The sequence below is a fragment of the Streptacidiphilus monticola genome (assembly GCF_042658505.1).
In the GTDB taxonomy this organism is placed as follows: Bacteria; Actinomycetota; Actinomycetes; order Streptomycetales; family Streptomycetaceae; genus Streptacidiphilus; species Streptacidiphilus monticola.
Map to the genome: position 1 here is coordinate 1 of NZ_JBHSQJ010000037.1, position 12,357 is coordinate 12,357.

12 protein-coding genes are annotated in these 12,357 nt (G+C 72.5%); 11 read left to right on the forward strand and 1 reads right to left on the reverse strand.

From position 1 onward, the window contains the following. The first annotated feature begins 104 nt into the window (after positions 1 to 104). From pgsA to ACFP3V_RS10440, 11 genes are all read left to right on the forward strand, one after another. A complete protein-coding gene (pgsA, locus tag ACFP3V_RS10390) occupies positions 105 to 716 on the forward strand; it encodes a CDP-diacylglycerol--glycerol-3-phosphate 3-phosphatidyltransferase (RefSeq protein WP_380582246.1) in 612 nt (203 codons plus the stop codon). Between the two features lie 79 nt (positions 717 to 795). Beyond that, positions 796 to 3,294, forward strand: a complete 2,499-nt coding sequence (locus tag ACFP3V_RS10395; protein ID WP_380582248.1) for a sugar phosphate nucleotidyltransferase — start codon at positions 796 to 798, stop codon at positions 3,292 to 3,294. Positions 3,295 to 3,394: 100 nt separating this feature from the next. Next, on the forward strand, positions 3,395 to 4,273 hold the full coding sequence (locus tag ACFP3V_RS10400; protein WP_380582250.1) for a DUF881 domain-containing protein: 879 nt from the start codon (positions 3,395 to 3,397) through the stop codon (positions 4,271 to 4,273). After that, positions 4,270 to 4,602: a small basic family protein gene (locus tag ACFP3V_RS10405; protein WP_380582252.1), complete on the forward strand. Its 333-nt coding sequence runs from the start codon at positions 4,270 to 4,272 to the stop codon at positions 4,600 to 4,602. Before ACFP3V_RS10400 ends, ACFP3V_RS10405 begins: the two co-directional genes overlap by 4 nt. A gap of 43 nt (positions 4,603 to 4,645) precedes the next feature. Continuing rightward, the gene (locus ACFP3V_RS10410; protein ID WP_380582254.1) at positions 4,646 to 5,515 is read left to right on the forward strand and encodes a DUF881 domain-containing protein; all 870 of its coding nucleotides are present in this window, start codon (positions 4,646 to 4,648) and stop codon (positions 5,513 to 5,515) included. A 346-nt stretch (positions 5,516 to 5,861) separates the two neighbouring features. After that, entirely contained in the window at positions 5,862 to 6,386 is a 525-nt protein-coding gene (locus ACFP3V_RS10415; protein WP_380582256.1) for an FHA domain-containing protein, read from the forward strand. A 71-nt stretch (positions 6,387 to 6,457) separates the two neighbouring features. Next, the gene (gene ftsR / locus ACFP3V_RS10420; RefSeq protein WP_380582258.1) at positions 6,458 to 7,174 is read left to right on the forward strand and encodes a transcriptional regulator FtsR; all 717 of its coding nucleotides are present in this window, start codon (positions 6,458 to 6,460) and stop codon (positions 7,172 to 7,174) included. 74 nt (positions 7,175 to 7,248) lie between these two features. Then, a complete protein-coding gene (locus tag ACFP3V_RS10425) occupies positions 7,249 to 7,719 on the forward strand; it encodes a bifunctional nuclease family protein (protein WP_380582260.1) in 471 nt (156 codons plus the stop codon). Positions 7,720 to 7,937: 218 nt separating this feature from the next. Further along, positions 7,938 to 8,609, forward strand: coding sequence for a MerR family transcriptional regulator (locus tag ACFP3V_RS10430; protein WP_380582262.1), 672 nt, complete (start codon positions 7,938 to 7,940; stop codon positions 8,607 to 8,609). A gap of 42 nt (positions 8,610 to 8,651) precedes the next feature. Continuing rightward, positions 8,652 to 9,329, forward strand: coding sequence for a SanA/YdcF family protein (locus ACFP3V_RS10435; RefSeq protein WP_380582264.1), 678 nt, complete (start codon positions 8,652 to 8,654; stop codon positions 9,327 to 9,329). A 36-nt stretch (positions 9,330 to 9,365) separates the two neighbouring features. Continuing rightward, on the forward strand, positions 9,366 to 10,865 hold the full coding sequence (locus ACFP3V_RS10440) for a DNA polymerase IV (RefSeq protein ID WP_380582266.1): 1,500 nt from the start codon (positions 9,366 to 9,368) through the stop codon (positions 10,863 to 10,865). 675 nt (positions 10,866 to 11,540) lie between these two features. Here ACFP3V_RS10440 and ACFP3V_RS10445 read toward each other — a convergent pair. Continuing rightward, a partial coding sequence (locus ACFP3V_RS10445) for a YsnF/AvaK domain-containing protein (RefSeq protein WP_380582268.1) occupies positions 11,541 to 12,357 on the reverse strand: 817 nt, incomplete at its 5' end.

Below are 12,357 nucleotides of genomic sequence, written 5' to 3' on the forward strand. Positions count from 1 at the left end.
AGTGAGGGCCTCCGACCTTGTGTCGGGGGCCCTCACTGCTTTGCGTCTCCCAACGGGAGGTAAAGTCACCCTGCATCGTTCGATCCGTACAGGAGGCCCCCGGCGTGGAGGTACAGGAGACGCGCGTCCAGACCGACCGCGTGCTCACGATTCCCAACATCCTGAGCATGGCGCGGTTGCTGGGCGTACCGCTGTTCCTCTGGCTGGTCCTGTGGCCCGTGTTCGACGGACCGAAGAACGACGGCTGGGCGATCCTGATCCTCGCGCTGAGCGGCGTGAGCGACTACCTCGACGGCAAGCTCGCCCGTAAGTGGGGCCAGATCAGCCGACTGGGGCAGCTGCTGGACCCACTGGCGGACCGCCTCTACGTGCTGTCCACCATCGTCGGCCTGACCTGGCGGGAGATCATGCCGTGGTGGCTGACCGCGGTCCTGCTCGGCCGGGAGGTGTTCATCGCGGCGCTGCTGCCGGTGCTGAAACGTCACGGGTATGGCCCTCCCGGCGTGAACTTCATCGGCAAGGCGGCTACGTTCAACTTGATGTACGCGTTCCCGTTGCTCCTGCTGACCACCAGCACGGGCTGGGTCAGTGATGTGGCGAGCATCATCGGATGGGCGTTCGTCTGGTGGGGTACAACGCTCTACTGGTGGGCAGGGATCCTGTACGCCGTACAGACCCGTCGTCTCGTGAAAGAGGCGGGCGCTGTGGCTGACTAGGCCCGCGTGAGGTTTCGCAGTCGGCCGGGTCCGGGTCCCTGGACGGCGTGTCTGCTGAGGCCAAGGAGGAACCACGCGAATGAAGGCCGTTGTGATGGCCGGCGGCGAGGGCACTCGCCTGCGTCCGATGACCGCGAGCATGCCGAAGCCGCTGCTGCCGGTGGTGAACCGGCCGATCATGGAGCATGTGCTCCGGCTGCTGAAACGGCACGGACTGACCGACACGGTGGTCACCGTTCAGTTCCTCGCCTCCCTGGTACGCAACTACTTCGGTGACGGCGAAGAGCTCGGCATGAAGCTCACCTATGCGAACGAGGAGACCCCGCTCGGCACCGCGGGCAGCGTCAAGAACGCGGAGGACGCCCTGCGGGACGACTCCTTCCTGGTGATCTCCGGCGACGCGCTCACGGACTTCGACCTGACCGACCTGATGCGCTTCCACCGGGAGAAGGGCGCGATGGTGACGGTGTGCCTGACGCGGGTGCCCAACCCGCTGGAGTTCGGCATCACCATCGTCGACGACGAGGGCAAGGTCGAGCGCTTCCTGGAGAAGCCGACCTGGGGACAGGTCTTCTCCGACACCGTCAACACCGGCATCTACGTGATGGAGCCGGAGGTCTTCGACTACGTCGCCGCCGACACCAGCGTGGACTGGTCGGGGGACGTCTTCCCGCAGCTGCTCAAGGAGGGCAAGCCGATCTACGGCTACGTCGCCGAGGGCTACTGGGAGGACGTGGGCACGCACGAGTCCTACCTCAAGGCCCAGGCCGACGTCCTGGACGGCAAGGTGGACGTCGAGATCGACGGCTTCGAGATCCAGCCCGGCGTGTGGGTGGCCGAGGGCGCGGAGGTGGATCCCGAGGCGGTGCTGCGGGGTCCGCTCTACGTCGGCGACTACGCGAAGGTCGAGGCGGGCGCGGAGATCCGCGAGCACAGCGTGCTGGGCAGCAACGTCGTCGTGAAGCGCGGTGCTTTCCTGCACAAGGCGGTCGTACACGACAACGTGTACATCGGGCCGCAGTCCAACCTGCGCGGCTGCGTCGTCGGGAAGAACACCGACGTGATGCGCGCGGCGCGGATCGAGGACGGGGCGGTGATCGGTGACGAGTGCCTGATCGAGGAAGAGTCGATCATCACGGGCAACGTCCGGGTCTACCCGTTCAAGACGATCGAGGCCGGCGCCTTCGTCACCAACTCGGTGATCTGGGAGTCCCGCGGCCAGGAGCACCTGTTCGGGGCGCGGGGCGTCTCCGGGATCATCAACGTCGAGATCACGCCGGAGCTCGCCGTGCGGCTGGCCGGTGCCTACGCGACGACGTTGAAGAAGGGTGCGACCGTCACGATCGCCCGCGACCACTCGCGCGGCGCACGGGCGCTCAAGCGCGCCATGGTGTCCGCCCTGCAGGCGAGCGCGATCGACGTGCGCGACCTGGAGAACGTGCCGATGCCGGTGGCCCGGCAGCAGACCGCGCGCGGCAGTGCGGGCGGCATCATGCTGCGGACCACGCCCGGCGTGCCGGACTCGCTGGACATCCTCTTCTTCGACGAGCGCGGCGCGGACCTGTCGCAGGCCGGCCAGCGCAAGCTGGACCGGGTGTACGCCCGACAGGAGTACCGCCGGGCCTTCCCCGGTGAGATCGGCGACCTGACGTTCCCCGGCACGGTGTTCGACGCGTACGCGGGCAGCCTACTGCGCGCGATCGACACCAGGGGCGTCGCGGAGGCCAGGCTCAAGGTCGTCGTGGACGTCGCGCACGGCAGTGCGTCGATGCTGCTGCCCAGCATCCTGGGCCGGCTCGACATCGAGTCGCTGATGGTCAACGCGGGCATGGACGAGGCCCGGCCGACCGAGACGGTCGAGGAGCGGCGTCAAGGGATGGTCCGGCTGGGCGAGTTGGTGGGCTCCTCGCGGGCGGCCTTCGGTGTCCGCTTCGATCCCGTCGGCGAGCGCGTCTCCTTCGTGGACGAGCGCGGCCGGATCATCGAGGACGACCGGGCGCTGCTGGTGCTGCTCGACCTGGTGGCGGCCGAGGGCCGCAGCGGGAAGGTCGTGCTGCCGGTGACGACGACGCGCATCGCGGAGCAAGTGGCCGCGTACCACGGCACGCAGGTGACCTGGACGACCACCTCGCCCGACGACCTGACGCGGGCCGCGTCCGCGGAGGGCGCGATCTTCGGCGGCGACGGGCGCGGCGGCTTCGTGGTGCCCGAGTTCAGCGGGGTCTTCGACGGCGTCGCGGCGTTCGTGCGGCTGGTCGGGCTGGTGGCCCGGACGAAGCTGACGCTGAGTCAGATCGACGCCCGGATCCCGCGCGCCCATGTGCTGCGGCGGGACCTGGCGACCCCGTGGTCCGCGAAGGGCATGGTGATGCGCTCCGTGGTCGAGGCGGCGGGGGAGCGGACCGTGGACACCACGGACGGCGTCCGCGTCGTCGAGTCGGACGGCCGCTGGACGATGGTCCTGCCCGACCCGGCCGAGGCGATCACGCACCTGTGGGCGGAGGGCCCTGACGAGACGTCAACCCTGGCCCTGCTGGACGAGTGGTCCCGCGTCGTGGAGAACGCCGGCAAGCGGTAGCGCCGCGGCAGCGGTCGCCGAGGACTCCCCGGGCCTCCGCCCGGGGAGTCCTCGTGCCCCTGGGTGCTGGGCCGTCGTCCGACATGGGACGATGTGGCACATGTCGTCGAGTGAGAAGCGGTACGCCCGTCCGGATGCGTCCATGCTGCTGCTCACCAACGTCATGGAGCACGCGCTCGACGACGGCTACGAGGAGGCCGCGCGCCGCCGCGGCGCGGTGGGCAGCAGCCGGATGCCGTCCAGCCTCCGCGGCAAGCTGGTGCTGGGGCTCGGACTCGCACTCACCGCAGTCGTGTTGACGATGGGCGCGGTCCAGGTGCGGAGCAACGCGCCAGTCGCCAGCAAGGAGCGCCAGGCGCTGATCCAGCGGATCACCCAGGGCACCTCCAGCGCCGACGCCCTGCAGAAGCAGGTCGACGCGCTGCGCGGGCAGGTGCAGCGGATCCAGGAGCAGGCGATCGGGCAGGCCGGGCTGGAGCAGGTGCAGCAGCTGGAACTGGTCACCGGGTACACGGCGGTGACCGGCCCCGGTGTCTCCGTCGAGCTGAACGACGCGGCGACCGTGAGCGGGAACGGCGGCACGAATCCGCGCGCCAACGGCGGTTTCGGCAACACCGGCCGGGTCCGCGACACCGACGTGCAGTTCGTGGTGAACGCGCTGTGGCAGTCGGGGGCGGAGGCCGTCGCGATCAACGGTCAGCGGCTCACGACGCTGTCGGCGATCCGGGCCGCGGGAGACGCCATACTCGTGGACAACCGGCCGCTGGTGCTGCCCTACACCCTGCAGGCGATCGGCGGGCCGGACCTGCAGCAGAACTTCCAGAACAACGCCTTCGGCGGGCTCTACCTGCAGCAGTTGAAGCAGGACTACGGCATCCGCTACGACGTCTCGTCCCACGGGAAGCTGGCGCTGCCGGCGGCGGCCGGGGGGACACTCCACTACGCCGTCCCGTCCGACAAGGGAGGAACAACACCGTGATCGCCGTCATCGGCCTCGTGCTCGGGGTCGTCGTGGGTCTGGTCGTGCAACCCGGGATCCCCACGGGCCTGGTGCCCTATCTGCCCATCGCCATCGTGGCCGCGCTGGACGCGGTGTTCGGCGGGGTGCGCGCGATGCTGGACGGGATCTTCGACGACAAGGTCTTCGTGGTGTCGTTCCTCTCCAATGTCGTGGTGGCGGCGCTGATCGTGTTCCTCGGCGACAAGCTGGGCGTCGGCTCGCAGCTGTCGACCGGCGTGGTCGTCGTGCTCGGCATCCGGATCTTCTCGAACGCAGCCGCCATCCGGCGGCATGTCTTCCGGGCGTAGCCCTGATGGTCCGGACCACGGCGGCGGATGGCAGGATGATCAGGTGAGCGAGGAAGAGCGCGGCCCGGAGCAGGAGGGCCCGCAGCAGGAGCAGCCGGAGGCGAAGGGCCCCCAGCCGGAGCGTCCGCAGCCGGAGGGCGCGGCGCCCGAGGGCGGTGAGGCCACGTCGCCGAGGGCAGTCGCGATGGCGGCCACGGGCCGGCAGCGGTTGACGCAGGCGCTGTGGCCGCCGCGAGTCTCGCGCGCCCAACTCGTGGTCGCCGTGCTGCTGTTCGCGCTCGGACTGGGGCTGGCGCTGCAGGTGCGGTCCACCAACGAGAGCTCGCAGCTGCGCGGCGCCCGGCAGGAGGACCTGGTCCGCATCCTCGACGAGGTCGACGCCCGGCAGCAGCGGCTGCAGCAGGAGAAGCAGCAGCTCCAGCAGTCGCTGACGCAGCTTCAGAACAGCCGCAACCAGGCGGCCGAGGCGCAGCGCCAGACGAAGCAGAAGGAGGAGCAGCTCGGCATCCTGGCCGGCACGGTCGCGGCCACCGGACCGGGGATCGAGCTGACCATCCGCGATCCGGGCGGGAACGTCCAGGCGGATATGCTGCTGAACACGCTGCAGGAGCTGCGCGCGGCGGGGGCGGAGGCGGTCCAGATCAACAACGTCCGAGTGGTCGTCTCGACCTGGTTCTCCGACGCCGGCAAGGGTTCGGTGGAGATCGACGGAACCAAGGTGTCCCAGCCGTACCTCTTCACAGTGATCGGCAACGCGCAGGACCTGGACACCGCGCTGAACATCCCGGGCGGGGTGGTGCAGTCGGTGGAGCGGGACAAGGGCACCGCGACCGTCGTCGAGCGCAAGCAGGTGTCGGTGACCGCCTTGATCACCCCGAAGTCTCCTGACTACGCTCACACGGCGCAGCCATGAACCGTCAGCCTGTCCGCAATGCAACGTCCATGATGGCTCCACCCTGCCCCGGGGGCGGGATCGTGTCACGCAAGGGGTATCGCCTGTGAGTCTGTTCTCGAAGCTGTTCGGCCGTAAGCCGAAGCAGGGCGCCGTGGAGGCGCCGACGGCGCGGCACCGCGCGGGGGACGCCGTGCCGCCGATGCGCGAGGCGCCGGCCGGCGACAGCTTCGCGCCGGCCGAGCGGCCGCTGTTCCGGCCGGAGGAGGGGTTCCGACACGCGGGAGCGCCGAACGCCGGTGGTATAGGGCCCGAGGCGGTACTCTCAACCTCCGGTGGAGGGTTTGCGGCTGAGGAGGCCGAGGGCGTGACGGTGTGCACCCGGTGCGGGTTCGGCAATCCAGAGGCGGCTCGCTTCTGCTCCAACTGCGGTGCGCCGCTGCGCGCCCGCGCCGGGGCGGAGCGTCCCTCGGAGACGACCTCGACGATCTCGATCTCCGGGCTGGAGTCCTACGAGCCGGACGCCGCCGCCGCCGTGCCGACGGGCCTGAGCCCCGAGGCCCAGGCCGCGGTGGAGGCGCTGCCGCCGGGCTCGGCGCTGCTGGTGGTGCGCCGGGGTCCGAACTCGGGCAGCCGCTTCCTGCTCGACACCGATGTGACCACGGCCGGGCGGCACCCGGAGAGCGACATCTTCCTGGACGACATCACGGTCTCCCGGCGGCATGTCGAGTTCCGCCGCACGCCGAACGGCTTCTCCGTCGCCGACGTCGGCAGCCTGAACGGCACCTACGTCAACCGCGAGCGCATCGACGAGGTGCAGCTGCACAACGGCGACGAGGTGCAGATCGGCAAGTACCGGCTGGTCTTCTACACCGGCCGACCGGGGTACTGATCGTCAGGTGCCCCGCCCCCTGGGAGGAGTGACGAACCGTCGTGCGAGCTGACAGCGGTACCCCGGGGGCGGTGGCACCACTGGTGCCGCGGGCCCGGCAGCAGTTGCTGAGCATCGGGGCGGTGCTGGCCCAACTCCAGCCCGAGTTCCCGGAGATCAGCATTTCCAAGATCCGCTTCCTGGAGGCGGAGCGGCTGGTCGAGCCGCAGCGGACGCCGTCCGGCTACCGCAAGTTCAGCCCCGAGGACGTCGAGCGGCTCGCCTACGTGCTGCGGATGCAGCGCGACCACTACCTGCCGCTGCGGGTGATCCGCGACCATCTGGCCGCGATGGACCGGGGCGAGGCGCCGCCCGCGCTGCCCGCCGCCGGAGCCCCCGAGGAGGAGCAGCCGCTGCTCGGCGAGTCCGCGGCGAGCGGCACCCGGCTGGGCCGGGCGCAGCTGGTGGCGGCGGCCGAGATCACCGAGCAGCAGCTGGCGGAGTGGGAGTCCTTCGGTCTGGTGAGCGCGGACCAGGACGGCAGCTACGACGGCGAGATGGTCCAAGTTGCGCGCTTGGTGGGCGAGTTGGGCCGCTTCGGGCTGGAGCCGCGGCACCTGCGCGCGGTCAAGGCGGCGGCGGACCGCGAGGTCGGGCTGGTGCAGCAGGTGGTGGCTCCGCTGCGGCGGCACCGCAATCCGCAGACCCGGGCGCATGCCGCGGCGATGGCCCGGGAGCTGGCGACGCTCTCCGTCCGGCTGCACGCCGCGCTGGTCCAGGCGGGGTTGCGGGAGCAGCGCGGGGCCTGAGTCCCGGTGTCGCGCGCGGGGCGGATGGTCCGGGGCGACTGGAGTATCGGCCGTTCGCGCCATAGTGTGGCTGTGTGAATGAGCTCGACGTCGTGGGCGTCAGGGTCGAGATGCCCTCCAACCAGCCCATCGTGCTGCTGCGAGAGGTGGGCGGGGACCGCTACCTCCCCATCTGGATCGGGCCGGGGGAGGCCACCGCCATCGCCTTCGCCCAGCAGGGGATGACGCCCGTCAGACCGCTCACGCACGACCTCTTCCGCAACGTGCTCGAGGCCGTCGGCCAGCAGCTCACCGAGGTCCGCATCACCGACCTGCGCGAGGGCGTGTTCTACGCCGAGCTGGTCTTCGCCAGCGGCGTGGAGGTCAGTGCCCGCCCGTCGGACGCGATAGCCCTGGCCCTGCGCACCGGCACGCCGATCTTCGGCGCGGACGGTGTGCTCGACGAGGCCGGCATCGCCATCCCGGACGAGCAGGAGGACGAGGTCGAGCGGTTCCGCGAGTTCCTCGACCAGATCTCGCCCGAGGACTTCGGCGGCGGTCAGTAGGCCTGCCCGGCCCGCACGGGGAGGCCGGGCGCCGGGCTCGTGCCACGGCTGGTGCTCGGCGCGGCTTACCCCGTTCGCAGCAGGCCAAACCCTGCACGGGGTGCACATCACCCGGCGTGCCCAGCGTGGCGATCGTTGACGCGACCCTGGCCACTGCCTACCGTCGGTGGAGAACTGCCCCAACGCGGTTCCGGGACGACGAGCGGACGGAGGGTCGTGTGAGCAGCACCGGCGACAGAACAGCCGCGGGTGGCTCCTGCCCCATGCATGCCCAGGTCCGTACCCTGGCGCGGGGCCGGAACGGCTGGGAGGGCAGGGCGGTGGTCCCGGTCCCGGCGGAGCCCGTGGAGGACCTGCACGCGGTCCTGCCTCCGCTGCCCCGGAGCCGCCCCGCCCAGGGCGAGATCGGCTATCGCGGACCGACGGCCTGCGCGGCGGCCGGAATCACCTACCGTCAGCTCGACTACTGGGCGCGGACGGGGCTGGTGGAACCCTCGGTGCGCAGCGCGGTCGGCGACGGCAGCCACCGGCTCTACGGCTTCCGCGACATCCTGGTGCTGCGCATCGTCAAGCGGCTGCTGGACGCGGGGGTCTCGCTGCAGAGCATCCGCGGGGCGGTGGACCACCTGCGGTCCTGTCCCGAGGAGAGCCTGTCCGGCGTCACCCTGATGAGCGACGGCGCGACGGTCTACCAGTGCACCAGCGCGCTGCAGGCGGTCGAGCTGATCCAGGGCGGCCAGGGCGTCTTCGGCATCGCGGTGGGCGCGGTGTGGCGGGAGGTCGAGTCCTCGCTGAGCCGCCTGCACGGGGAGCGCGCGGACACCGGCGAGACCCTGCACGGATTCGACCCGCAGGACGAACTGGCGCGCCGCCGCAACCGGGCGGGCTGAGCCGGCGTCCTCCTCGGCGTTGCCGAGCTTCAGGGGGCTCTCGTGTTCCGGCGGTTCGCCTCGTGGTTCCCGGTGCGGCGGCGGCGCGTCGCCTTCCAGGCACTGTGCCTGCTGACGCTGCTCGCCCTCGCACCCTCGGCCTGGGTGTACGCCGAGGCAGCAGGGCGGCTGCGCACGGTCGCTGACGCTCCGTCGGCTCCGGTGGCGGTGGTCTTCGGCGCCGGGCTTGACCCCGTGTCCGGAGCGCCGAGCCCGTACCTGAAGGGCAGGCTGGACGCGGCGCTGGCGCTCTACCGCGAGGGCAGGGTCCGCGCGCTGCTGGTGACCGGCGACAACAGCCGCACCGACTACGACGAGCCCGACGCGATGCGCGACTACCTGGTCCGCAACGGTGTGCCCGCGCGGCTGGTGGTGCGCGACTACGCCGGGTTCGACACCTGGGACTCCTGCGCACGGGCGCACCGGATCTTCGGCGTGGACCGGGCGGTGCTGGTCAGTCAGGAGTTCCACATCCGGCGGGCGGTGACGCTGTGTCAGGCGGCCGGGATCGAGTCCTGGGGCGTCGGCGTCCCCGGGCCGCACGACGCGACCTGGGTCTACGGCGTGGTCCGCGAGGTCGGCGCGGCCGGGAAGGCGGCGCTGGACACGGCCTTCCACCCGGACCCGCACTTCCTCGGGCCGAGGGAGACCTCCCTGCAGGCCGTGGCCGGGACGCGCTGACGTCCGGTTGTCGGTGCCGTGCGCGATGATCGGGGCATGCGGTCGGCGCCGTCCATCCTGCACCTCGACATGGACGCCTTCTTCGCCTCGGTGGAGCAGGCGTCCAAGCCGAGCCTGCGCGGAAAGCCGGTCGTCGTCGGCGGCCTGGGGCTGCGCGGCGTGGTGGCCACCGCGTCCTACGAGGCGAGGAAGTTCGGCGTCCACTCCGCGATGGCGATGGCGCACGCCCGGCGGCTCGCGCCCAACGCGGCCTACCTGATCCCCCGGTTCGAGCTGTACCGGCAGGTGAGCGAGTTGGTGATGGGGCTGCTGCGGGAGCTGTCGCCACTGGTGGAGCCGCTCAGCCTGGACGAGGCCTTCGTCGACCTGGAGGCGGGCCCGTACGGCGAACTGGTCCGGGCGGACCTGCGCGGGGAGTTCGCCCGCGCGCTGGCGGAGGACCTGCGGGCGGACATCTGGGCCCGGACGGGGCTGACGGCCTCCGTGGGGCTCTCCACGACGAAGTTCCTCGCCAAGATCGCCTCGGAGGAGGCGAAGCCGGACGGCCTGGTGCTGATCGAGCCCGGCCGGGAACGCGCGGTGCTGGACGAGCTCCCGGTGCGGGCGCTGCCCGGCGTCGGCCCGGCCACGGCCGAGACGCTGCGGCGTGCCGGGCTGACGCGGGTGGCCGAGGTCGCGGCGCTGCCACAGGAGGAACTGGTCCGGCTGCTCGGGCGGGCGCACGGCGCCGGCGTGCACGCTCTCGCACTCGGGCAGGACGAGCGGCCGGTGGTCGCCGATCGGGACGCCAAGTCGGTCTCGGTGGAGGACACCTTCGAGGTGGACCTGCCGGACCGGGAGCGGGTCCTGGCCGAGCTGGACCGGCTCGCTGAGCGCTGCGTGCGGCGGCTGCGCGCCGCCGGGCGCTCCGGCCGCACGGTCGTGGTCAAGATCCGCCGCTTCGACTTCTCGACGCTGACGCGTTCGGAGACGCTGCCCGCGCCGACGGACGACCCCCTGGTGATCGCCGCGATGGCGCGGCGGCTGGCGGACCAGGTCGAACTGACCGGCGGGGTGCGGTTGTTGGGCGTGGGCGTGTCAGGGCTCGCGGACTGGACGCAGGAGGACCTGTTCGCCCAGGCCGAGCGCGAGGCGTCGGAGGAGGGGGACGAGCCGGCGGGCGAGGCGGCCTGGGCGGAGGCGCCCGGGACAACGGCGGGCGGGACAGCGGCGGGCGGGAGTGCGGCCGGGGAGGCCGCCTACGGCGGGCCGGAGGGTCCGCGGGCCTTCCACCCGGGCGGGGCGCTCTCCGTCTCCCGGCGCTGGCACCCCGGGCAGGACGTCGAGCACCGCGAGCACGGGCACGGCTGGGTCCAGGGCAGCGGCGTCGGCCGGGTCACGGTGCGCTTCGAGACGCCGGGTTGGGTGATCGGGCGGGTGCGCACCTTCGCGATCGACGACCCGGAGCTCACCCCGGCGGATCCGCTGCCCCTCCCCGAACCGGGAACCGCCCGGATACCCGACTCGTCGGGCACCCGGACGGTGTCGCCCCCCTGAGCAGGCGTCAGCGCAGGCCGGTCGAGTGGCCGAAGCCCTGGCCGCCTGCGGCCGGCTGGGGCTGCTGGCCGGGCGTGGTCCCAGCGACCCCGGCCGTCCCGGCGGTGGGCACCCGGACGGTGTCGCCCCCTGAGCAGGCGTCAGCGCAGGCCGGTCGAGTGGCCGAAGCCCTGGCCGCCTGCGGCCGGCTGGGGCTGCTGGCCGGGCGTGGTCCCAGCGACCCCGGCCGTCCCGGCGGTGGGCACCCGGACGGTGTCGCCCCCGTGAGCAGGCGTCAGCGCAGGCCGGTCGAGTGGCCGAAAGCCTGGCCGCCTGCGGCCGGCTGGGGCTGCTGGCCGGGCGTGGTCCCAGCGACCCCGGCCGTCCCGGCGGTGGGCACCCGGACGGTGTCGCCCCCTGAGCAGGCGTCAGCGCAGGCCGGTCGAGTGGCCGAAGCCCTGGCCGCCTGCGGCCGGCTGGGGCTGCTGGCCGGGCGTGGTCCCAGCGACCCCCGCCGTCCCGGCGGTGGGCACCCGGACGGTGTCGCCCCCGTGAGCAGGCGTCAGCGCAGGCCGGTCGAGTGGCCGAAGCCCTGGCCGCCTGCGGCCGGCTGGGGCTGCTGGCCGGGCGTGGTCCCAGCGACCCCCGCCGTCCCGGCGGTGGGCACCCGGACGGTGTCGCCCCCGTGAGCAGGCGTCAGCGCAGGCCGGTCGAGTGGCCGAAGCCCTGGCCGCCTGCGGCCGGCTGGGGCTGCTGGCCGGGCGTGGTCCCAGCGACCCCCGCCGTCCCGGCGGTGGGCTGTCCGGTTCCCGCCCCCTTCGCCGTCGCGGGCGCCTGCTCGGTGGGCCGCCCGGGTCCGGCGGGCTGCGGGTCCTCGCCGTTCTGGATCTGGATGTGCTCGCGGCGCAGCTGTTCGCGCACCACCTGCTCCTCCGTCACCCGCTCGACGACCAGGCGCACCCGCTCCACCGGGACCACGGTCTTCCGGGCGGTGACCCGCTCCTCGTGCAGGGTCACCTCCTCGATCGCCTCGGCGATCTCACGCTCCGTCAGCTGGGCGCGCTCCTGGTCGGAGACCGGCGTGCGCTCGACGCGGACCCGCTCGCGGACCACCGGGACGCGCCGCTCGACCTGCTCGGCGGTGACGTACTTGCGCAGCCGGGCGCGGCCCAGAACGCGCCACTCCTTGGTGATGTCGAGGCGCTCCTCCATGCACAGCACCTCGACGGGCTCGGGAACGGCGTCGCCCGCGGTCCCGGCCGCGGCCTGCGGCGCGCCGGCCTGCGGCTCGGCGTGCTTCGTCAGCGGCGAAGGCTGCGTGCCGCCGCTGACGAACGCGGCGGTACGGCCTCCGGCCGCGGCGGCGGGCTGCTGGGCGGCGGGGGACTGGCTCAGCGGGGCGACGGTCGGCTGTTGCCGGGTGGCGTCGGCGTCGGTCCGCCCGGCGGCGTGCCCGAGCGCCGCTCCGGTGCCGGCCGCAGCGGCGGCGGTGCCGCCTTCGTGGCCGCCTGGC